General features: G+C 65.8%; 18 protein-coding genes. 13 read left to right on the top strand and 5 right to left on the bottom strand.

The window, feature by feature from the left end; all coding sequences use genetic code 11:
* Positions 1 to 85 precede the first annotated feature (85 nt).
* From moeZ to OHQ90_RS35925, 6 genes are all read left to right on the top strand, one after another.
* A complete protein-coding gene (gene moeZ, locus OHQ90_RS35950; RefSeq protein WP_328405284.1) occupies positions 86 to 1,270 on the top strand; it encodes an adenylyltransferase/sulfurtransferase MoeZ in 1,185 nt (394 codons plus the stop codon).
* A gap of 121 nt (positions 1,271 to 1,391) precedes the next feature.
* Positions 1,392 to 2,243: a TIGR02569 family protein gene (locus OHQ90_RS35945; RefSeq protein WP_328405282.1), complete on the top strand. Its 852-nt coding sequence runs from the start codon at positions 1,392 to 1,394 to the stop codon at positions 2,241 to 2,243.
* 310 nt (positions 2,244 to 2,553) lie between these two features.
* The gene (locus OHQ90_RS35940) at positions 2,554 to 4,410 is read left to right on the top strand and encodes an SCO2524 family protein (RefSeq protein WP_328405280.1); all 1,857 of its coding nucleotides are present in this window, start codon (positions 2,554 to 2,556) and stop codon (positions 4,408 to 4,410) included.
* A gap of 4 nt (positions 4,411 to 4,414) precedes the next feature.
* On the top strand, positions 4,415 to 5,332 hold the full coding sequence (locus OHQ90_RS35935; protein WP_328405278.1) for an SCO2523 family variant P-loop protein: 918 nt from the start codon (positions 4,415 to 4,417) through the stop codon (positions 5,330 to 5,332).
* A gap of 33 nt (positions 5,333 to 5,365) precedes the next feature.
* The gene (locus OHQ90_RS35930) at positions 5,366 to 6,421 is read left to right on the top strand and encodes an SCO2522 family protein (RefSeq protein ID WP_328405276.1); all 1,056 of its coding nucleotides are present in this window, start codon (positions 5,366 to 5,368) and stop codon (positions 6,419 to 6,421) included.
* Between the two features lies 1 nt (position 6,422).
* Complete coding sequence (locus OHQ90_RS35925) at positions 6,423 to 7,409, top strand: SCO2521 family protein (protein ID WP_328405274.1); 987 nt, start codon at positions 6,423 to 6,425, stop codon at positions 7,407 to 7,409.
* 5 nt (positions 7,410 to 7,414) lie between these two features.
* Here the strand turns inward: OHQ90_RS35925 and OHQ90_RS35920 are convergent, their stop codons facing one another.
* The 4 genes from OHQ90_RS35920 to OHQ90_RS35905 all read right to left on the bottom strand — a co-directional run bounded on the left by OHQ90_RS35920 (position 7,415) and on the right by OHQ90_RS35905 (position 11,360).
* Positions 7,415 to 8,275, bottom strand: coding sequence for a hypothetical protein (locus tag OHQ90_RS35920; RefSeq protein WP_328405272.1), 861 nt, complete (start codon positions 8,273 to 8,275; stop codon positions 7,415 to 7,417).
* A gap of 36 nt (positions 8,276 to 8,311) precedes the next feature.
* Complete coding sequence (locus OHQ90_RS35915) at positions 8,312 to 8,881, bottom strand: GNAT family N-acetyltransferase (protein ID WP_328405270.1); 570 nt, start codon at positions 8,879 to 8,881, stop codon at positions 8,312 to 8,314.
* A 159-nt stretch (positions 8,882 to 9,040) separates the two neighbouring features.
* Positions 9,041 to 10,525, bottom strand: a complete 1,485-nt coding sequence (locus tag OHQ90_RS35910) for a nitrate/nitrite transporter (protein ID WP_328405268.1) — start codon at positions 10,523 to 10,525, stop codon at positions 9,041 to 9,043.
* Between the two features lie 148 nt (positions 10,526 to 10,673).
* The gene (locus OHQ90_RS35905) at positions 10,674 to 11,360 is read right to left on the bottom strand and encodes a FadR/GntR family transcriptional regulator (RefSeq protein WP_328405266.1); all 687 of its coding nucleotides are present in this window, start codon (positions 11,358 to 11,360) and stop codon (positions 10,674 to 10,676) included.
* A gap of 65 nt (positions 11,361 to 11,425) precedes the next feature.
* Between OHQ90_RS35905 and OHQ90_RS35900 the strand changes: the two genes are divergently transcribed.
* The 6 genes from OHQ90_RS35900 to OHQ90_RS35875 all read left to right on the top strand — a co-directional run bounded on the left by OHQ90_RS35900 (position 11,426) and on the right by OHQ90_RS35875 (position 19,492).
* On the top strand, positions 11,426 to 12,685 hold the full coding sequence (locus tag OHQ90_RS35900; RefSeq protein ID WP_442941254.1) for an MFS transporter: 1,260 nt from the start codon (positions 11,426 to 11,428) through the stop codon (positions 12,683 to 12,685).
* A 269-nt stretch (positions 12,686 to 12,954) separates the two neighbouring features.
* Positions 12,955 to 14,451 (top strand): nitrate/nitrite transporter, encoded by a 1,497-nt coding sequence (locus tag OHQ90_RS35895; RefSeq protein ID WP_328405264.1) that lies wholly within the window; start codon positions 12,955 to 12,957, stop codon positions 14,449 to 14,451.
* Positions 14,452 to 14,477: 26 nt separating this feature from the next.
* A complete protein-coding gene (gene nirB / locus OHQ90_RS35890; RefSeq protein WP_328405262.1) occupies positions 14,478 to 17,027 on the top strand; it encodes a nitrite reductase large subunit NirB in 2,550 nt (849 codons plus the stop codon).
* Between the two features lie 64 nt (positions 17,028 to 17,091).
* Positions 17,092 to 17,505: a nitrite reductase small subunit NirD gene (nirD, locus tag OHQ90_RS35885; RefSeq protein WP_328405260.1), complete on the top strand. Its 414-nt coding sequence runs from the start codon at positions 17,092 to 17,094 to the stop codon at positions 17,503 to 17,505.
* Positions 17,502 to 18,725 carry a uroporphyrinogen-III synthase gene (locus OHQ90_RS35880; protein ID WP_328405258.1) on the top strand — a complete coding sequence of 408 codons (1,224 nt, stop codon included), beginning with the start codon at positions 17,502 to 17,504 and terminating at the stop codon, positions 18,723 to 18,725. Before nirD ends, OHQ90_RS35880 begins: the two co-directional genes overlap by 4 nt.
* On the top strand, positions 18,722 to 19,492 hold the full coding sequence (locus OHQ90_RS35875) for a sirohydrochlorin chelatase (RefSeq protein WP_328405256.1): 771 nt from the start codon (positions 18,722 to 18,724) through the stop codon (positions 19,490 to 19,492). Before OHQ90_RS35880 ends, OHQ90_RS35875 begins: the two co-directional genes overlap by 4 nt.
* Before the next feature lie 228 nt (positions 19,493 to 19,720).
* Here the strand turns inward: OHQ90_RS35875 and OHQ90_RS35870 are convergent, their stop codons facing one another.
* Complete coding sequence (locus tag OHQ90_RS35870) at positions 19,721 to 20,680, bottom strand: GlxA family transcriptional regulator (RefSeq protein WP_328405254.1); 960 nt, start codon at positions 20,678 to 20,680, stop codon at positions 19,721 to 19,723.
* Between the two features lie 141 nt (positions 20,681 to 20,821).
* Between OHQ90_RS35870 and OHQ90_RS35865 the strand changes: the two genes are divergently transcribed.
* A complete protein-coding gene (locus OHQ90_RS35865; RefSeq protein ID WP_328405252.1) occupies positions 20,822 to 21,727 on the top strand; it encodes a saccharopine dehydrogenase NADP-binding domain-containing protein in 906 nt (301 codons plus the stop codon).
* Positions 21,728 to 21,741 lie beyond the last annotated feature (14 nt).

Below are 21,741 nucleotides of genomic sequence, written 5' to 3'. Positions count from 1 at the left end.
TCGTCGGTGTTGGATAAAGAGGAGCTGCGCCAGGAGCGCAGCTACCGCACTGCGATCGGCCAATTCGATTCGAGGAGTCCTGGACGTGTCATCACCTAAGTCCCTCCCGCCGCTTGTCGAGCCGGCCGCGGAGCTGACCAGGGACGAGGTCGCCCGCTACAGCCGTCACCTGATTATCCCGGATCTGGGGGTGGACGGGCAGAAACGGCTGAAGAACGCCAAGGTGCTGGTGATCGGCGCAGGCGGACTCGGCTCGCCCGCGCTGCTGTATCTGGCGGCCGCCGGTGTCGGCACCCTCGGCATTGTCGAGTTCGACGAGGTCGACGCCTCGAACCTGCAGCGGCAGATCATCCACGGCGAGTCCGATATCGGACGCCCGAAGGCCGACAGCGCGCGCGACTCGATCCTGGAGATCAATTCCGGCATCGACGTCCGGCTGCACAAGATCCGGCTGGAGCCGGAGAACGCGGTCGAGTTGTTCGCCGATTACGACCTGATCGTCGACGGCACCGACAACTTCGCCACCCGCTACCTGGTCAACGACGCGGCGGTGCTGGCGGGCAAGCCCTATGTCTGGGGCTCGATCTATCGTTTCGAGGGTCAGGTCTCGGTGTTCTGGGAGGACGCACCGGACGGCCGCGGCATCAACTACCGCGATCTGTACCCGGAGGCGCCGCCGCCCGGGATGGTGCCTTCCTGCGCCGAAGGCGGCGTGCTCGGCGTGCTGTGCGCCTCGATCGGTTCGGTCATGGTCACCGAGGCGATCAAGCTGATCACCGGTATCGGCGAGCCGCTGCTCGGGCGGCTGATGGTGTACGACGCACTGGACATGAACTACCGGACCATCAAGCTGCGCCGGGATCCGGAGCGCCAGCCGATCACCGAGCTGATCGACTACGAGGCGTTCTGTGGTGTGGTGTCCGAAGAGGGCATGGTCGCCGCGGCCGGTTCCACCATTACCGCGCGTGAGCTGAAGGAGCTCATCGATGCGGGCAAGGAGATCGAGCTCATCGACGTCCGTGAGCCGGTCGAGTGGGACATCGTGCATATCGATGGTGCCACGCTGATTCCGAAGGACCGCATCCTCTCCGGTGACGCGCTCTCGGAACTGCCACAGAACCGGCCGATCGTGTTGCACTGCAAGACCGGTGTCCGGTCGGCGGAGGCTCTCGCCGCACTCAAGCGCGCCGGTTTCGCCGACGCCACCCATCTGCAGGGTGGTGTCATCGCCTGGGCCAACCAGGTCGATCCGTCACTGCCGGTGTACTGACGCGTTCCTGCTCCGGCGCCGCTCGGGTCCCGTCATGGGTCCCGGTGGCGTCGTGGACGGGCCGTCGGATCCTACGGCGCGGCGTCCTTTATGGGGCAGATGCTGGGAGTACGGTACGGCCGTGACTTCTGTGGAACCTCCCGAGCACGTGCGTGCCACGTTCGGTCTGCGCGAAGTGACCCCGGTTTCGCTGGGAGATTGGGACGGCGGCTGGCGTCTCGGTGATGTGGTGCTCAGTCCCGTTGCCGATCATGCCAGAGCGGCGTGGTCGGCAAAGGTGCGCGAGACATTGAAGGTCGACGGGTTGCGACTGGCCCGCCCGGTCCGTGCGACCGACGGCCGGTATGTCGTATCTGGTTGGCGCGCAGACACTTTCCTGGAGGGGATTCCCGAGCCGCGCCACGACGAGGTGATCTCGGTGTCGCTGCGACTGCATCAGGCCACGGCGAAACTGGAGCGGCCCCGTTTTCTGGTGCAGCCGCCGGTGGCACCGTGGGTGGACGTGGATGTGTTCGTCGCGGCCGACCGTGCCGCCTGGGAGGCGGTGCCGCTGCGCAGCCTGCGGTCCGGGGGCACGCCGCCGGCCACCTCGCAGGACGGCGTGCGCAGCATGGAGCTCATCGGCCAGTTGGCCACCTTGCGCAAGCCGGTGCAGTCGCCTGCCCAGTTGGTGCACGGTGACTTGTTCGGCACCGTTCTTTTCGCAGGCGCGCTCACCCCTGGCCTCACCGACATCACCCCCTATTGGCGCCCGGCGCCATGGGCGGCCGGGGTCATCGTGGTGGATGCGCTGGCGTGGGGCGGCGCCGACGACGGCCTGCTCGAGCGCTGGTCCGATCTTCCGGAATGGCCCCAGATGTTGTTGCGCGCGGTCATGTTTCGGCTCGCCGTGCATGCACTGCACCCGAGGTCGACCCCGGAGGCCTTCCCCGGTCTCGCTCGCACCGCGGACATGGTCCGACTCATGCTCTGAGGAGTTGTTGATCTTCTGCTGCGGCCCGCCGGGAGGGGGGACTGTGGCCTGCGTCACGATTGCACTATGCTCTGACAACCGCTGCGGTCCGGCGGCTGTGTTCTGCTTCGGCGACTGCCCCGATTGTTCGGCAGTCGCCCATGCTCTGACGGTTGCAAACCTGGCTCGGCAGGTGTCGGTGTCAGGTTGGATCTACCCTTGCGGAGGCCGCGCGAAAAGTGTGGCGCCCGTGCTAATTTGGACGAAGTCGCCGGTGCGGTAATCCGTTGGGTTGCTTGATGTCTGCGACATGGGGTGAGGACGGCGGCAGGTGAGAATTCAGCCTCGGGCACAGATTTTGAATGTTTGGAAGACCTTGATCGCCACCTGCTATAAGGACGGCGAGTGGCAGTGGGGCGGTCGGGACGGCACCAACTCGATCAGTGATGCCGAGCAGTTGCTGTGCCTGCTGTATCCCGCCACCGAAATCAATGTGCTAGCGCTCGACCGGCCGGACGATATGGCCGAGGACGTCAAGGACACCCTCGAGGCGATGGGCGGCGCGACGCGGATCGGTGAGGTCATCGTCCGCGTGCTCGAGGAGTACATCGAGAAGCACACCGACCCCGAAGGTGAGCCCGAATTCGCTGCAGGAAGCTATCTTCGGGCCAACGGCGGGCTCGAGCCGACTTCCGCGCAACGCGAGATCGAGGTCGTCGACTCGTACTCCATGTCGTTGACCCTCAGCATCGCGGCGCTGGGTTTCCTTCGTGTCTTCAGAGGGTTTGTGCAGGGACAGACCTACGATGAAGCCAAGGAACTCGGCGAACGCATCCACGTGCTCAGCGCGAAGATCAGTATCCGGCTGACGTCGGCGATGGTCGGTCTGCTGCGAAGTTTCGTGGTCAACACGGTGTCGACGAAGTCGGAACCGGGCGAGACGATCGTCAGAATGTTGAACCAGACCGGTCAGCCTCCGAAGGTGATGGCGGAGAACATTATTCGCGGTCTGGAACCGGTGCGTACCCAGCTGCGCGGCATCAAGCTCGCTACTGTTCCCGGTGCCGAACTCGGTGCCGAAGACATGCTCTTCGAGTGTGGTTGGACCTGGGGCATCGCCAAGAAGGCCGACAGTATCGATTTCGTGCAGGCCAAGATCGCCGATCAGCCCGGCACCGCGGATCCACGCCCATATCTGTATTTCAGCGTCGTCGCGCTCGACGGCATCAACGACCTCACCTCGCAGCGGACCCGGCAGTTGGACCTGCTCGACGAGACCCAGCGCAGGTTGGCCGAGGCGTTGCAGACGCGCTGGCATCTCACGCAGCTCTACTGGTCGACCGTTGCCCGGTTCGGCGCCGGTCGCTGGCCGCTGGAAGACATCCCGTGGCGAACCTCCGACGGTCAGGAATCCGACTACTACAGCCTCGTCGTTTCCGCGGTGCTGATCCAGGATCTGGTCAACCGCACCGCCAATGACGAGGATCTGACACGAGCGGTGGAGATCTTCGACGAATTGGCCCGGCGTGGCCGGATTACCCGACGCGTCACCAAGGACGACCCCTCGGTGGCTGTGCATGTGCCCGGGGTGCGGATGTCACTGGTCGGCACCGAGGACATCGGCGAGGGCCCCAGGCTGTCCTGGATTGTCTCCGACTTCGCGCCGGTGCTGCTCAAACGAATTCTGCAGGCGGCAAGATTGTCCGGCAATGTGACCGCCCGCGACCGTTTGATGGAACTCGCGAAATCGGTGATGGAGCACCTGGATTCGCGGGTCATCCAGGAGGGGCCGGCCGCCGGCCTGTGGGACGATTCCGCACGCGCCTTCGGTCTGACGGACACCTCGCCGTCGCAGCCGTCGTGGTATCTGACGGAGCGGGTGATCGAGGGTCTCGTCACCGCCGACCGCACCTATCGCTCGCTGCCCTTGCGTCCGGTGACACTGGTCGATGACGCGGTGGCGCTGCTCAACGAGGCCGAACATTTGCTCAATCGTGAATTGCTCGAGGTCAATGCCGCCGACTTCACGGCCAACCGAAGGGCTCTCGCGCGGATCGAGCGCCATCTCGACCGAGCACGACGGTTGATCGACGAAAGGCCGGGAACCGCAGTCGTTCTCACGATGCGAGCGCTGGACCAACTCGACGAGTTGGCTTACGCCGACCAGGACGCGATGAGGAGCAACTGACGCCATGCTCGTGTTCTCGACCTCCGACAAAGGTGGCACCGGCCGTTCGGTGACCAGCTGCAACATCGCTTTTCGGCTGTGTATGAGCGGCAAGAACGTCGCGTATCTGGATTTCGATTTCGGCTCGCCGACCGCGGGAGCGCTGTTCGAGATCGGAGCCGTGGAACGTGGCATTTCCGACGGCACCGGGCTGCACTCCTATCTGCTGAACGAGAAAGAGACGACGACCAGAATCGATGTGCGCGCCAAATCCGATCGTGTCGAACTGTGTCGCATGCCGATGCGTTCCGGAAAGCTCGTATTATTCCCAGGCGATGAGGGCGGCGCGGAATTCCCGACCACCGGAACCGCCATGGTCGAGCAATGCGTGAAGTTGCTTTCGAAGGTGATGGGTGAATTCCATGTCGTCATCGTGGATCTCAGCGCGGGGCGTTCGGCGGCGGCACAGCTCGTGCTCGAGGCGACAGCACATCCGCAGCTCGCCGAAGAGACCATCCGCTGGTTGATTTTCCACCGCTGGACGCGACAGCACATCATGGCGGCCAGCGCGCTGGTGCACGGTCCGAGTGGCCTGCTGGAGTCCGGCGTCGGGTACGGGCACGACGAGAAGAAGCTGCGCGAGTCGATTCGGTTCATTCGAACGGCGGTCCCCAACCCGTTCACGCAACCGGGCAACGACGAATCCGCGCAGGCCCGATGGCTGCTGAAACAGAATGCGGCGCTCAAAAAGCTGGCGTCCACCAAGAAACTGGGCCAGAGCACGCTGCTCGGGGAAACACCGATGGAGCCGATGCTGCAGTGGCGCGAACAAGTGATCCTCGACGCCGATGTCGACGCGAAGATCGCCAATGTCGAGACCACCACTGCTTTCGGTGAACTTGCCCGTCAGCTCACCGATGACGCTGTGTGGGAAACGTTCTGACCCACCCCCTTCCAGGAAGGATTTCGATCGCCAGTGGAGACCGCTGCGGGCTACAGCGAGGCGACGGCAAGCGCGACGATCACGTCGGCGCCGCTTTCGCATCTGTCTATCGAGGTCGGGCATTTCTATATGAACGACCTCACCAATGGCGAGGATCGGATCAGGGCGCAGTTCAAAGAGGTCAAAAGGCGCCTCGACTCGAATATCGGTTATGCGAAGGACGAATTCGGTCCGAAGGCCAAGGTGAGTACGTGCTTTCTGATCGATGACTACTTCGGCCCGGACACCGACCCGGGACAGATCATCGGAAAGCTGCTCAAAGCCGCCGATGAATGTGGTATGACGATCGACTATCTGGCCCGTGAGGAAGGTTGCTTCGAGTCCCCGGTGTACGTGGACGGCGTCGCGACCGGTGCGCACATTCCGCTTGCCGAGATGGTCGCCTCCTGGATCGTGCCGGAGCCGATTCTGCGGACGACAGGGCGCAGGCCGCCTACCGACGTGTCGGGCTGGCTGTGTAACGGTCGCCGATCCTCCGACTACGACACGGTGCAGGCGATGCGCAGCGGTGAATACCGGCCCGCCGAGGAGTACGGTCGCCGTGAGCATTCGATCTTTCTCGACACCCAGCTGTGGGCGGTGCCGACCAAGAAGTCGCGGGTTCGCGCGGACGCGGACCGGGTGTGGGCCTGCCCCTTCCTGGCGTCGGTGTGGCAGTTGATGCGCTTGGATCTCCTGCGATACCAAGGCGCCCCGGTGGCGCAACCACAACTGTGGCCCGTTTCCGACGACTCCGGCGAATTCACCTGGCCGAAGGCGTGGCGTGATATGCCCGCCGTCGTGCAATTGAATCCCGACGCGCACCCGTTCGCCGCCTATCGGGCGGTGTCGATTCTGCCGCGCACCTACGTCAGCATCGAGCACGCGGTCGAGGTCATCCTCGGACACCTCGAGATCGACGACGAGGTGATCGACCTCGCTGTGCGCAGCGGTGTCAAAGACGGTGTCACGGTGCCGCGCCCGGTCAGCCATCGACTCGAGCACCTGTTCGTCCCAGAAACCTGGGCCGGCCGGGCGACGATCGCCTGAGATGGCCGATGCGATGGTCCTTCCGGAGCGCACGCTCATCGTCCTCGGAGAAGTCCGCACCTGCTTGGTGCCGGCCTCGGGGGCATTGAGCCGTGTCGAGGTTCGTAATCTGCTGGCGTTGAAGCCAGGTCGTCCGGTGCGGTCGTGGGAGCGGCCCATTCCGATGGCGATCTCGCCCACCATGCTGGTCGGCGTGGATTGTCTGCTGGCGACAGGCACCGGCGCCAGGGCGGAGGCCAGGGGTACGGTGGCCACCGATGCCGTGGTGGTCGGCGGTCGGGTGCTGCAGAGTTCGGTGCGCACGGCAGTCGTGCGTGCCGCCAGGCCGCAGCGCGAGAAGTGGGAGCACTATCTGCGCAGGGGCGGGGTGACCGAGGTGATCAACAAGATCAGAAGCGACATCGGGATAGACCTCGTGCACGGTTTCCTGCACCGGCCGATGGGGCCGGACACCCTGGACCTCGGTTCGATCAGCGAGCGGCTGCTGGCCAGGGTGCGGCTGGATCGCGGACTGGATCAGCGGTCGCCGCTGCTGACCGGTTCGACTCGGTTGCAGTGGACTGCCCGGCTCGGTGCCGTGGAGGTTCCGCACGTCGAGTTCAGGCTGGAGGACGACGAGGTCCGCACCGTGCAGATCACCGTGCGGGATATCGAGGATCTGGCTGTGGCCCAACAGTTCTGCGCCGACCTCGCGATGCACGACTGGCTGCTGACCGCGGTCGTCAACGCGGTCGAGGAGGCGGATCGGTACGACACGGCGAGCCCGGATTCCGCGCGCGTCCTCGCCGCGGTTCTCGAACACCTCGCGCATCTGTGGATGCCAGGTGCGCACACTCCGCCGCCGTTCCTCGGACTGTGGCAGCAGTTGGAGCTCAGGCCGGGGTTCACTCGTGATTGGGACAGTCGGGTAGGTCAGTTGCGTAACCGTCTTTCGGTGGCGACGCTGGCCGCACTGCGTGAAGCCAAGGTGTCCACGACGAATTGGTAGCCGTTTCACAATCGGAACCACCTGCGGACGAGCAGCGCGAAGAACACCGAGGTCGAGACCGTGCCGACGTACGCTTCGATCACCAACAGGGTCTGGCCGACACCGCCGATGTCTGTGGTGTCGCCGACGCCGACCGGATTGAGGAAGTTCATCAGGCACAGATAGAACGTCGCAGGAACCTCCACGCCGGTGATGAAGCTGATCATGAGTGTGAACCCGACCAGCAGCAGCGCCATCCAGGCCAGCAGCCGGAATGGCTGATATCCGTAGCCGCACAACAGGTCCGAGATATGGCCGCCGGTCCGGCGCCAGCTGGGTGGGAGGGCCTCGAACCGTGCGCGAGCCTGGGCGAGGCCACAGCGGTCGGCATCGTCGTCGTCCTCGTTCTGGCGATGCAGACTGCCTGCGCGCCGGAACGCGAGTGCCGCGTGGCCGGGTAATCCGGCCGAGCGCAGGCAGTCGCCGAGGCGTTCGTATACCTCGGCGAGCATGGTGCTCTGGGTCCCGCTGAGCCGCAGCGGGCCGCGGAACTCGACTTCGGCGGCCAGCAGGGCGGCCAGGAATTCGAGCGGAATGGTGCCATGTTCGTCGTCGTCGGTATGTGGTTCGCGGGTGGTAGCATAGAGATCCGCGAATACCAGGCTGTCGCCGCGCCGCCGGATACCGGGTGGTTCGTAACGGGCGACGACGGTTTCGACATGCGTGTTGAAGGAGTCCAGCAGCCGCTCCTCACGCGGCTGCCGGTGTCGGCCGTCGAGACCGGCGAGGTGGTCGATGATCTCTTCTGCGTACACAGCGGCGTGCCGATGGATCCGGGTTGTCATCGACACGACGAAAGTGGATGACAGATCCGGTTGATCGGTCATGTAAATCTCCCCCGGGAGTGACACGTCGGCAAGACGTTATTTCCACCATAGCAATGGAATTCGGCTATTGGTTGGCTCCGGCGACGGCTTGAGCCATCGCTTGTCGTTCGGCCCGGCGATCGGTGGGCCGAGGGGACTGCGTTGGATCAGGTGCATCAGCACGTCGCGCGGCTCGTCGTCGCCGAAATACCGCCGATCGTGTCCGACCCACTGGAATCCCGCGTTCTTGTACAACGAGGCGGCGCCCTGATTGGTCGGTCGCACGGTGATGAAGATCCGCTCGACCCGGGCGGCGCGGCAACCCGAGACGGCCCGCTCGAGCAGCGCGGTGCCGAGTCCACGACGCTGGTGGGCCTCGGCCACGGCCAGCCCGAGCACCCACGCCAGCTGCGCCGCGTTGATGCCGACGATCGCGTATCCGCAGACGTGCCCACCGATTTCGGCCACCACCCAGTGCGATCCGTGCAGATCGAACAATTGACGCAGGATCACATAGGAGCAAGCCAGGTCCCCGAGCTGTTCCTTCTCCAACGCGGCGATGTCGGCAAGGTCCTCCCGCGTCGCAGTCCGATACAACGGTGTCTGCGACTTCTTGCTGATATCCAAATGCTCACCTCTGTCACCCCGATGTGAGTCCGCTTTCCAGCGTAAAGCGTTGGCGCCGTGCGGGGGTCGAGACGGGTGAAAGCCGAACGCCACACCTCGGGTCCCGACCTGAGTCGGAACGAGCGGTGTGGCGTTCGGCTTGTACTGCGGCGCTGGCGGTTACACGTTGGCGTAGGCCAGCGAGGAGATCCGCTGGACGCCGAGCGAGGAGCGCAGGTAGAAGAACCAGGTGACGGTTGCCATCACGAGGAACGCGGCCGCGTAGGTCCAGAACGCGGGGGTCATGCTGTGGAAGTTGATGTTGGACAAGCGAAGTGCCTGCTGCAGCAGGTATCCGCCCGCCGCGCCGACCGCGCCGATGACACCGATGGCGGCGCCTGCCTGCCGCCGTGCCGATGCGACGGCGTCGGTGGCATCCAGGCCGTGTTCCGAGGCGTACTTCTTGGCCTCGGCGCTGAAGATGGACGGGATCATCCGGTAGGTCGAGCCGTTGCCGATGCCGGTGAGAACGAACAGCAGCAGGAACGAAATCAAGTACAGCGGGAAGCTTTTCAGCTCCAGCGCGGCCAGGATGAGCGCGCACGCCACCGACATGCCACCGAAGACGTACACGGTGATCTTGGCGCCGCCGGCTTTGTCGGACACCCAGCCGCCGAACGGGCGGCTGAAGGAGCCGACCAGTGCGCCGAGGAACGCGAGGTTGCCGAGCGTGGTGATCCAGCCGATCTTGGCGAGGTCGGGGAAGTTGGCCTTGATCAGGGTCGGGAAGGCGAAGGAGAACCCGATGAACGAGCCGAATGTACCGATGTAGAGAAACGACATCACCCAGGTGTGCCGGTTGGTCAGCGCCAGCTTGTAGGACTTGCCATCGGATTTGGCGGTGCTGATGCTGTCCATGTACCGGAGCGCACCGAAGGCCGCGATCAGGATGAACGGCACCCACACCAGGACCGAGAGGGTAATGCCGAACCGGTAGCCCGCTGCGTCCTTGGCCATGATGTGCGTGCCGAGCGTGATCAGCAGTGGCAGCACCAACTGGGTTTGGGCGACGCCGAGGTTGCCGCCCGCGGCATTGATGCCGAGGGCTGCACCCTTCTTGCCTTCGGGGAAGAAGAAGTTGATGTTGGCCATCGAGGACGAGAAGTTGCCGCCGCCGACACCGGCGAGCGCGGCCAGGATCATGAACACCCACATCGGTGTGCCGGGGTGATTGATAAAATAGGCCAGGCCCAAGGTCGGGATCAACAGCATCGCCGCACTGAAGGCGGTGAAGGCTCGCCCGCCGAACTTGGGGATGGCGAAGGTGTAGGGAATGCGCAGCGCCGCGCCGACCAGGGTCGGGGTGGAGGTCAGCAGCAGGGCATTGCTCACCGCGGTCGGGTTGCCCTTGCCGAGGCCGGCCAGGAAGTCGAAGCCCGCCAGGCCCATGCTGGTCACCACGGTGCCCCAGATGACCCAGACGCTGAAGCCGAGATTCTCGGCGAACACGGAGAAGATCAGGTTCTTACGGGCGGTGAGTTTGCCGCCCGATTCCCAGAATTTTGCGTTGTCCGGCTCCCAGGTATCCAGCCAGCGACCACGCTTCTGGTGCTCGAAAGTTGTTGTGTCCGACTGCTGGCCGGTGGCAGCTACTGTGGCGGTCATCGGCTTCCTCTCGATTGGGCTCGGCTTGTTGCCCAGCTACGGTCGAGACAAAGGTAGAAGCCGGTTGTTGCGCGCGAGTGGCCGTCGGTGACGTTCCCGGCAATTCCGACTCACATGGTGGGAAGTCGCCCGGTGACCACTCGGTTACCTATCGCACAGGTTCGTCACGTGCGGGGTATTCGGCGATGAGTGTGGCGAGGAAACAGGTCGCCGCCTGAGCGGCCCGATCGGGGTCGCCATCGATCACGGCCTGTACCAACTCGTTGTGCTCCGCGTCGAACGCGTCGTCGGATTTCCTGGTCCGCGCGCGGATCACCTGTTCGATGGTCGGCAACAGCGAGTCGTAGAACTCGAGGTATACCGCATTGTGGCTGGCGACCACGATCGCGCGATGCAGTTCGACGTCGGCTTCGATGGCCGCCACGTTCTCCGCGTTCCAACGCTCCTGGTTGCGTTCCTCCAGCAGGCGTCGCAAATTCGCGATGTCGGAGTCGTCGCGGCGGCGCGCGGCGAGCGCGGCGGCGGTGGAGTCGAGGGCCTGGCGTAGTTCCAGGACGTCGCGCTCCTCCGCGTCGGCGAAGTACTTCGCGAGCGTGCCGCCTACCTCCGAGGCGGCGATCACATAGGTGCCGGAGCCTTGTCGGCGCTCCAGCATGCCTGCGTGGACGAGCGCCTGCACCGCCTCGCGCACGGTGTTTCTACCGGTGCCCGTTAGCTCGGTGAGCTCTGGTTCGGTAGGGATGCGAGAGCCGATAGGCCAACGGCCGGAACGGATTTCGGCACGCAGCTGTTCGGTGACCTGGGCTATGAGGCTGGTGCGCCGGACTGGTTGCACCGGAACAGAGTACCGCCCATCACAAATGGTTGCCTCCTATCATCGGGTCATCCTATGATTTCTCGGTGACCGCAACCCTCGAGCAGACGACAACTCGCCTGGCAGCCGACCAGGTCGAGCACCGCCGACGTGCACTGACCGAGGGCCGCCTACTGGTCCTCGCCGCCATTGTCGTGTCCGCGCTCACCCTCCGCGTTGCCGTCACCGCATTCAGTCCGCTGGCCGAGCGAATCGGCGCCGACATCGGCTATTCGACCGCCGTGATCGGTGTCTTCGGCATGATCCCGACCGCGATGTTCGCGGTGTCCGGTCTGCTGACGCCGATCTTCGTGCGCAGGCTCGGGCTGGAACGCACCGCCATGGTCGCCATGCTGATGGCCGGGCTCGGCATGTTGATCAGGGCTACCATCGGCAGCACCGCGGCCATGTTCGTCTTCTCCGCCCTCGCCCTCGGTGGCATGGGTATCGGCAATGTGGTGATCCCGCCGTTGGTGAAGCGGTACTTCCCGGATCGGCTCGCGATGGTGAGCTCGCTCTACATCACCATGGTGCAGCTCGGCACCGTCGTGCCCGCACTTATTGCCGTCCCCGTCGCCGAGGCGCACGGCTGGCGGATCTCGCTCGGCCTGTGGGCAGTGCTCGGATTCGCCGCGGCGCTGCCGTGGATCGGCGTAATGCGCGATCGCCGCGGCCGTGACGTCCTCGACTCGACCGGCTTGCCCGCCAGGCAGGAGCCCAAGGGCAAGGCGTGGCGTTCGCCGGTGGCCTGGGGCATGGCGGGCATGTTCGGCATGACCTCGCTGACCACGTACTCGATCTTCACCTGGTTGCCCAAGATCCTCGGCGAGGCGGGCGCGAGCGCCGCGTTCGGCGGCGCAATGGTCGGGCTCTTCGCGCTGGTCGGGCTGGTTTCCGCGTTCACAGCGCCGACTATCGTTGCGCGCTTCGGCAATCCCTTCCCCTTTGTGGTCGGCTGCGCGCTGTTCTTCTTCATCGCCTTCGCCGGACTGCTGATCGCACCGATGGGCGCACCGGTGCTGTGGGTGGTGCTGCTCGGCCTCGGCCCGAGCACTTTCCCGATGGCGCTCACGCTGATCAACCTGCGCACCAGAACCCCGCAGGGCTCGGCCTCGCTGTCGGGCTTCACCCAGGGTGTCGGCTACGCCGTGGCCTGTGTCGGGCCGCTGCTGTTCGGCATGCTGCACACCGCAACCGGCGGTTGGCTCGCGCCGTTCGCAATGCTCAGCGTCGCGGTGCTGGTGCTGCTCATCGGCGCGTGGCAGGCCTGCAAGCCGCGGATGCTCGAAGACACCTGGAATCAATAGCGTTCATCGCGACTACCGAAATCTCACGTCGAGTTGCGAGGTCGTGACAGGGCGAGGATGCTGTGCGTCACACCCCGCACTGGCCGCCGATATCGAGGTCGGCTGTTTGTGACGCGTGGAAACCGTTGCGTCACATGCCCGAAACATTCGGTGGGTTCTCACCTGTGTGGCCGGGTAATCGTGAGCAACCGTTGATTTGACGGTCATTTCGCGCAGCATTTCGGCAATACCCGTTTCCTACGGTTGGGCTAACCGATTTTGGGAGGCCCTTGTTGAGCACGCTGACGCGTAACCACAACATCGAGCGCTGGGATGCCGAAGATGTCGCGGCCTGGGAGGCAGGCGGCAAAGACGTTGCCAAACGAAACCTGATCTGGTCGGTCTTCGCCGAGCACGTCGGTTTCTCGGTCTGGTCGATCTGGTCGGTCATGGTGCTGTTCATGCCCACCGACAAATTCGGCATCGATCCGGCGGGCAAATTCTTTCTCGTCGCTGTGCCAACCCTCGTCGGCGCGATCCTGCGGATTCCCTACACCGTTGCGACGGCACGGTTCGGCGGCCGCAACTGGACGATCTTCAGCGCTGTGTTGCTGCTCATTCCGACGCTGCTCACGCTGTATTTCATCAACCAGCCCGGCACTTCGTACACGACCTTCCTCGTCGTCGCGGGCTTTGCCGGTTTCGGTGGCGGCAATTTCGCCTCCTCGATGACCAATATCAATGCCTTTTATCCGCAGCGGCTCAAGGGCTGGGCGCTCGGCCTGAACGCGGGCGGCGGAAATATCGGTGTTCCGGTCATCCAGCTGCTCGGCCTGCTGGTCATTGCCACCCTCGGCAACGGCTACGCCTCGCTGATCTGCGCTGCCTACCTGGTGCTGGTCGCGCTGGCCGGTGTCGGCGCCGCGCTGTACATGGACAATCTGAAGAACCAGAAGGCCGACCTGTCGTACATGATCACGGCGCTGCGGGTGCCGCAGTCGTGGGCGATCGCGTTCCTCTACATCGGTACCTTCGGTTCCTTCATCGGCTACAGCTTCGCCTTCGGTCAGGTGCTGCAGATCAGCTTCAAGGCCGGTGGCGATACCGCGGCGCAGGCGGCGCTGCATGCCGCGCAGATCGCGTTCATCGGACCGTTGCTCGGGTCGCTGGCGCGTCCCTACGGCGGCAAATGGGCCGACAAGATCGGCGGCAGCAAGGTCACCATGTACGTCTTCGGGGCGATGATGGTCGCGGCCGTCATCGTCGCGGCGGTCAGCACCGTCGGTGATCGCAACGGCGGTGTGCCGAGCGGTGCGGTGATGATCACGTTGATCGGCGGGTTCATCGCGCTGTTCGTGCTCTCCGGCATCGGCAACGGATCGGTCACCAAGATCATCCCGTCGGTTTTCGACGCCAAGTCCAAGAGCCTGGACGTGAGCCAGGCCTCCCAGGCCGCGTGGTCGCAGAACACCTCCGGCGCCCTCATCGGTTTCGTCGGCGCCATCGGCGCGCTCGGCGGGGTCGCCATCAACCTGGTGCTGCGGTCTTCCTACGCCTCGACCGCGTCGGCTACCACCGCGTTCTGGGTCTTCATGGCCTTCTATGTGGCGTGCGCCGCGCTGACCTGGGTGGTCTTCCTGCGTCGCCCGAGCATGCGGTCGACGTTTGCCGCCGCGAGCCTCGATTCCGACGTCGTCGTCGAGGCGGAGGCACTCGTCCTCGAGGCCGAGGCCGTCGACTCGACCGGCACCAACTCCACGTCCGCCAGCCCGTCGGCCCGAGCCTGACGCCGAAATACCAACGGAGGACAGTCATGAACTCGACAGTCGAACCCGCTCAGCGCAAGATCGCCGTGGTCGTCGGCCACGGCATGGTCGGGCACCGCTTCGTGGAGGCACTGCGGTCCAGGGACGAAGCAGGCCAATGGCAGGTCGTCATCCTCAGCGAGGAGCGGCTGCCCGCCTACGACCGCGTCGGTCTGTCCTCCTACGTCGGCGTGTGGGACGCGACCGCGCTCGCATTGCCCGGTAACGAGTACGCGGGCGACGACCTGGTCGAGCTGCGACTCGGTCAGCGTGCCGACGCCATCGACCGGGCGGCCCGCAAGGTCACCACCTCCGCGGGCGACACCATCGCTTACGACGCGCTGGTGCTCGCCACCGGGTCGTATCCGTTCGTGCCGCCGGTGCCGGGCCACGACCTGCCGGAGTGCTTCGTCTACCGCACCCTCGACGACCTGGACGGCATCCGGGCGACCGCGACCGCGGCCGGCCCCGGCGCGGTCGGTGTGGTCGTCGGCGGCGGTCTGCTCGGCCTCGAGGCGGCCAACGCGCTGCGGTTGCTCGGGATGACTCCGCACGTGGTGGAGTACAACGCCAGGCTGATGCCCGCCCAGATCGACGAGGGTGGTGGCGCCATCCTGGAGCGCCTGGTATCCGACCTCGGCCTGGAAGTGCACACCGGCGTCGGCACCTCCTCGATCGAGGCCGATACCGACAGCACGCCGGCCGGCCGATTGAAGGTCACCCTCTCCGACGAGACGGTGATCGACGCCGCGCTGGTGGTGTTCTCCGCCGGTGTCCGCCCGCGCGATCAGATCGCCCGTGACGCCGGTCTGGAGGTCGGCCCGCGCGGCGGCATCATCACCGACCTCGCCCTGCAGACCTCGGACCCGAACGTTTACGCGATCGGCGAATGCGCTGCTGTCGAGGGCACCTGCTACGGGTTGGTCGCCCCCGGCTACACCACCGCGGAGATCGTCGCGGACCGATTGCTCGGTGGCGCAGGCGAATTCCCCGGCGCGGATATGTCGACCAAGCTCAAGCTGCTCGGTGTCGATGTGGCCAGCTTCGGTGATGCGCACGGCATCACCGAGGGCGCGCTGTCGGTGGTTCTGCACGACGCCGCCAAGGGCACCTACGCGAAACTCGTTGTCTCCGACGATGCCAAAATCCTGCTCGGCGGCATCCTGGTCGGTGATGCCACCGCCTACGCGGCACTGCGCCCGCTGGTCGGTCGCCCGCTGCCTGCCGAGCCCGCCGCGCTGATTTCCCCGGCCGGTGCCGAACTCGGCGCGGACGCATTGCCCGATGACGCCCAGATCTGCTCCTGCAATAACGTTTCCAAGGGCGCGATCTGTGGTGCAATCGCCGACGGCGCCTGCGATGTGCCCGCGATCAAGAGCTGCACCTCCGCTGGAACTTCCTGCGGCGGTTGCGTTCCCATGCTCAAGAAGCTGCTGGAGCAGTCCGGCGTCGAGATGTCCAAGGCGCTGTGCGAGCACTTCGGCCAGTCTCGTGCCGAGCTGTTCCAGATCGTCCAGGTCACCGGCATCCGCACCTTCTCCGCCCTGATCGCCAAGCACGGCAAGGGCACCGGCTGCGATATCTGCAAGCCGACGGTCGCCTCCATCCTGGCCTCCACCTCGAGCGAGCACATCCTCGACGGCGAGCAAGCGGCATTGCAGGACACCAACGACCACTTCCTCGCCAATCTGCAGAAGAACGGCACCTACTCGGTGGTGCCGCGGATGCCCGGTGGCGAGGTCACCGCCGACCAGTTGATCACCATCGGCGAGGTGGCCAAGGAGTTCGGTCTCTATGTCAAGGTCACCGGCGGTCAGCGCATCGACCTGTTCGGCGCGCGGGTCGAACAGCTGCCGCTGATCTGGAAGCGTCTGGTGGATGTCGGCATGGAGTCCGGCCACGCCTACGGCAAGTCGCTGCGCACCGTGAAGAGCTGTGTCGGCTCCACCTGGTGCCGCTACGGTCAGCAGGACTCGGTCGGCATGGCCGTGCTGCTGGAGAAGCGGTACCGCGGCCTGCGTTCGCCACACAAGCTGAAGCTGGCGGTGTCCGGTTGCGCTCGTGAATGCGCGGAGGCTCGTGGCAAGGACGTCGGTGTCATCGCCACCGAAAAGGGCTGGAACCTCTACGTCGGCGGCAACGGTGGTCTCACGCCCAAGCACGCGGTGCTGCTCGCCGGTGAGCTCGACGACGAGACACTGATCAAGTACATCGACCGGTACCTGATGTTCTACATTCGCACCGCCGACCGCCTGCAGCGCACCGCGCCGTGGCAAGAGGCCCTCGAGGGCGGTATGGACTACCTCGTGCAGGTCGTCTGCGAGGACAGCCTGGGCATCGCCGACGATCTCGAGGCCGCGATGGCGCAGCATATCGCCGGCTACCGCGACGAATGGGCCGCGGTGCTCGACGACGAAGAGAAGCTGTCGCGCTTCGTCTCCTTCGTCAACGCCCCCGAAGAGTCGGATCCGACCATTTCGTTCGACGACAGCGGGGAACGCAAGGTGCCGGTATTGCTCGGGATGCCGGAAATCCCGGTTGCCTCGAGTGGGCAATAACCGCGTAACCCCCTAGAAACAGGACGCCGGTACCAATGGGTAAGGCGTTTGGAGGATGACACCGATGACCGTGATCGATACCCCCGGCATTACCTCAGCAGCCATCACCGGCTGGACGCAGGCCTGCCGGCTCGACTACCTGATTCCCGGCCGCGGCGTTGCGGTGTTGCTGAAAGGTGGCCGGCAGGCCGCCCTGTTCCTGCTGTCGGACGGCACGCTTTATGCCGTCGGCAATATCGATCCGATCGGTCGAGCGGCTGTGATGTCGCGCGGGATCGTCGGTGATCGCGGCGGTATCCCCGTTGTGGCCTCACCGCTGCTCAAGCAGGCGTTCTCGTTGCTCGACGGGCATTGCCTCGACGACGATTCGGCAGCGCTGCCGGTGTACGCGGTGCGGGTCTACGACGGCATCGTTTCGATTTCCAACGAGCCGGTTGCCACCGAGCTCGACTCCTCCGCGGACGGTGGATCGGCATGACAACAATCGATGCGGGCGCCTGCCTGGCCGGATTCACGGTCGGCATCACGGCGGCCAGGCGAGCAGACGAGTTCGCCACGCTGCTGGTTCGACGAGGCGCCGGTGTCGTCTCTGCCCCGGCCATTCGGATCATTCCACTCGCCGACGACACCGAATTGGAGCGGGTGACCCGCTTGCTCGTCGAGGATCCGCCACAGATCGCGGTGGCCACCACCGGAATCGGATTCCGCGGCTGGATGGAGGCGGCCGAGGGCTGGGGGATCGCCGAAGATCTGCGCACCACATTGGCTTCGGTCCGGATGCTCGCGCGCGGACCGAAGGCCAAGGGGGCCATCCGTGCCGCGGAACTGCGCGAGGAATGGTCGCCTGCCTCGGAGTCCTCCGCCGAGGTGCTCGACCATCTGCTCGCCGAGGGCGTCGAAGGCGTGCGGATCGCGGTCCAATTGCACGGCGCCACCACCGAATGGGAGCCGGTTCCCGACTTCTGTGAGGTATTGCGATGTGCGGGAGCGGATGTCGTTCCGGTCCCGGTGTATCGCTGGATCCCGCCGGAGGATCAGGGTCCGATGGACAACCTGATCGAGGCCATCGTTACCGGAAGCCTGGACTGCGTGACCTTCACCAGTGCGCCGGCCGTGGCGTCGCTATTGATGCGCGCCAAGGAAACCGGGCTGATCGAGGGGGTGCTGCACGCGTTTCGCGGTCGGGTGCTGCCTGCCTGTGTCGGGCCGATCACGGCGGCGCCGCTCGAGGAACTCGGCGTGCCGACCACGATGCCGGGCCGGGCCCGGCTGGGTGCGCTGGCCAGGCATGTCGCCGAGGAGCTGCCGCGGCGCGCGAATCGAATCTACGCGGCGGGGCACACGATCAGTGTGCGCGGCGCCTGTGTCGTCGTCGACGGATCGGTACGGCAGCTGGCGCCCGCGCCGATGGCGTTGATGCGGTCGCTTGCTCGGCAGCCCGGTCGGGTCGTGTCCCGCGAGGACCTGCTCGCGGCGTTGCCCGGCGGCGGTGACGACACGCATGCCGTGGAAACCGCGATCGCCAGGCTGCGTGCCGGGCTCGGCACGCCGAAAGCGATCCAGACCGTGGTCAAACGGGGCTATCGGCTGGCGCTGGACGCCGTTGACTGCACCGACAACTATCCGCGCCCGGAGCCGTCCGGGATCGCAACACCGGCGCGGGCGCCGCGATACGCACAGATCGCGGGGAGCTGGTGACGGCTCCGGCCCTGGTTCTGGTGGCGCACGGCACCAGGAGCACCAAGGGCGTGCAGATGATCGCCGCGCTGGCCGAGGCGGTGACGCGGGAACTCGGCGCCGCGGTTTCGGGGCGCGACGCCGGTTCTCCCGCTTCGGATTCCGAGCGGCCCCGGGTGCGTACCGCATTCGTCGACGTGCTCGGCCCTTCGCCGTCGGAGGTCCTGCGTGACCTGACCGATGCCGCAGGCGAAGCCGTTGCGGCCGTAGTGGTTCCGGCCTTCCTGGCCTCCGGGTACCACGTGTATCAAGATGTGCCGCGGGAAGTATCGGAGAGCGGCCACCCCGCCGTCGCAGTCACTCCGGCCATGGGCCCGGACCCGGCGCTGGCCCGGATCATGGCCATGCGCCTGCGCGCAGCAGGTTGGCGTCCCGGTGATGCGGTGGCCTTTGCCGCCGCGGGATCCTCCGATGCCAGGGCGCGCCAGGATGTCCGGCGTGCCGCGGCGATGCTCGCCGAGCACCTCGGCGCACCGGTCCGTATCGGCTACGTCGCGACCGGAGCACCGCGCGTTCCGGAAGTGGTTGCTGCACTGCGTGACTCGGGTGCTCAACGAGTCTTCATTGCCTCCTACCTGCTGGCGCACGGTCTGTTCCAGCAGCGGCTGCACGACGCGGGAGCCGACGGCGTCGCCGAGCCGATCGGCGTCCATCCGGCTGTCGTCCGCCTCATCGCCAACCGCTATCGCACTGCCGCACACGAATTGGTCCGCGTCCGCGCGCGCTGAAACCGCGGTTCGGTCGCTGTCGTCACCTCGGCGCGATTGCCTACCGACGGCGGTATCAGCGCGCCCCGACTCCCGTCCAACCAGAAGGTCGGACTGTCCGGAATCCGCCTATCGGAACTCTGCGAGTCAGCGCGGGCACGACCTCGGGAATGGATGACAACGTCCTGCCCGGTGGTCTTCCGTGCGATCGTCGGTCCTCGGAATTCTCCGGACGAGGGCCGGCCATCTTCATGCGGACCGGCGCGGGGTCCTGGTGAACGAGGCCCGGTAGGCGGTCGGCGGGACACCGACGTGGCGGATCATGTGCTGACGCAGCGATTCCGCGGAGCCGATGCCGCTGTGCCGCGCCACCTGATCCATCGGCAGTGTGGTGGATTCGAGCAGTTCCCGGGCCCGCTGGATGCGTTGGTGCAGCAGCCATTTCTGTGGGCTGAGTCCGGTCTCCTCGTGGAAGCGGCGGGTGAGGGTGCGCACGCTGGTGCGGGCGTGGCCGGCCAGTTCGTCGAGGGACAGGGGAGTGTCGAGGCGTTCCATGGCCCAGCTGCGGGTGGCGGCCAGGGAAAGGCCGTTCTCGGGCGGCAGTGGGGCGTCGACGAATTGGGCCTGGCCACCGGGGCGAACCGGTGTCACGACGGCGGCGCGGGCGGCCGCGTTGGCGATGGTCGCGCCGTAGTCGCAGCGAATCAGGTGTAGGCACAGGTCGATTCCGGCGGCAGCGCCCGCTGCGGTGGTGAGCGGTCCATCCTCGATGAACAGGGCGTCGCTGCGGACGGTCACGTCGGGGAACATCGTGGCCAGCTCGTCGGCGAGTCCCCAATGGGTGGTTGCGGTGCGGCCCGCGAGCAGGCCCGCCTGGGCGAGCACGAAGGCGCCGCTGCAGATGGAAGTGACGCGTTTACCCTGTTCCGCAGCGCGCCGCAACGCCGCCACAGTAGCTTCGTCGGCCGTGCCGCGACTACCTGTGCTCGGCACGATGACCGTGTCCGCCTCCTCGATGGCATCCAAGCCGCGCGTCACCACGACATCGAAACCACCGAGGGTGGCCCGCACCACGCCGGGCTCGGCGGTGCACACCACTATCCGGTACCCGGGTTCGCCGTCCGCGGTCACCGCACCGAGCAGTGTTTCGGGCATAGCGAGGTCGAAGGCTTTCACCGGCGCTACGGCGACAACTGCCACAGTCTTCATGGCCTGATCCTTGGGATAGCTGGCTATTGGGCCACTAGCCTACCTCCCGCGCTGCGGGCACAGTTGATCCCACGCGTTCGGCAACCGGCGTCCGCACCTCCGGCGATCGCGTGAATCAACTTGTCCAAGAAGGGAACTCGCATGTCAACTCATGTCATTGTCGGCCGTGGCGGCACCGCATCGGCAACCGCGGTTCGGCTGGCCGAGTCCGGTGACCTGGTACGGGTGGTCAGCCGCAGCGGGACGGGCCCGGAGCATCCGAATATCGAACGGATCGCGCTCGACGCGGGTGACACAGCCGCCCTCGCCGCACTGGCGAAGGGCGCCGACACCGTGTTCAACCTGGCCATGCCCGCGTATCACACGTGGCCGCAGGCGGTGCCGCCCTTGTTCGGGTCCATCCAGTCGGCCGCGGAGCAGTCCGGAGCGAACTATGTGATGCTCGGCAACATGTACGGCTACGGCCCGTCGGACAGCGTCGTCACCGACGACGCACCGCTCGCGGCGACCGGGCCCAAGGGTCGGGTGCGCGCGCAGATGTGGCGGGAAGCGAAGGCCGCACACGATGCGGGCAGGCTGCGCGCGACCGAGGTGCGGGCCGGGCAGTTCCTCGGCGCGGGCGCGGTGTCGCTGTTCTCGATCGTGGTGCAGCCGAAAGTCCTTGCCGGACAGCTTGCACTGGTGCCTCAGGAACTCGACCTACCACATGCCTACACCGCGATCGGCGACGCCGCGGCCGCGCTGGTCGCGGTGGCCCGTGACGATCGGTCGTGGGGCAGGGCCTGGCTGGCGCCGACCATCACATCCACTGTGCGTCAGGTCGCCGAGCGGTTCGCCGCTGCGGCAGGCGCGCCTGCGCCGCACCTGTCGGTGATGACGGATCGGGAGTTGACGCTGCTCGGCAATACCGACCCGTTCTGGAGCGAGTTGTTCGAGACCTACCACATGTCGCACCGAAAGTTCACCGTCGACGATTCGGCGATCCGGAACACCTTCGGCGTCACCGCCGGCGATCTCGATGACGTACTCGCGGAGGTGGTTCCATAACCCGCATCCGGCCC

Source organism: Nocardia sp. NBC_00403 (genome assembly GCF_036046055.1).
In the GTDB taxonomy this organism is placed as follows: domain Bacteria; phylum Actinomycetota; class Actinomycetes; order Mycobacteriales; family Mycobacteriaceae; genus Nocardia.
The sequence above is the reverse complement of the archived record's forward strand: the minus strand, read 5'-3'. Positions and strand labels throughout refer to the sequence as shown.

Excerpts from the sequence above, each read along its gene's own strand:
- OHQ90_RS35935 (WP_328405278.1), top strand. The coding sequence starts at position 4,415 with ATGCTCGTGTTCTCGACCTCCGACAAAGGTGGCACCGGCCGTTCGGTG.
- OHQ90_RS35925 (WP_328405274.1), top strand. The coding sequence starts at position 6,423 with ATGGCCGATGCGATGGTCCTTCCGGAGCGCACGCTCATCGTCCTCGGA.
- OHQ90_RS35920 (WP_328405272.1), bottom strand. The coding sequence starts at position 8,275 with ATGACCGATCAACCGGATCTGTCATCCACTTTCGTCGTGTCGATGACA.
- OHQ90_RS35910 (WP_328405268.1), bottom strand. The coding sequence starts at position 10,525 with ATGACCGCCACAGTAGCTGCCACCGGCCAGCAGTCGGACACAACAACT.
- nirB (WP_328405262.1), top strand. The coding sequence starts at position 14,478 with ATGAACTCGACAGTCGAACCCGCTCAGCGCAAGATCGCCGTGGTCGTC.
- nirD (WP_328405260.1), top strand. The coding sequence starts at position 17,092 with ATGACCGTGATCGATACCCCCGGCATTACCTCAGCAGCCATCACCGGC.
- OHQ90_RS35880 (WP_328405258.1), top strand. The coding sequence starts at position 17,502 with ATGACAACAATCGATGCGGGCGCCTGCCTGGCCGGATTCACGGTCGGC.
- OHQ90_RS35870 (WP_328405254.1), bottom strand. The coding sequence starts at position 20,680 with ATGAAGACTGTGGCAGTTGTCGCCGTAGCGCCGGTGAAAGCCTTCGAC.
- OHQ90_RS35865 (WP_328405252.1), top strand. The coding sequence starts at position 20,822 with ATGTCAACTCATGTCATTGTCGGCCGTGGCGGCACCGCATCGGCAACC.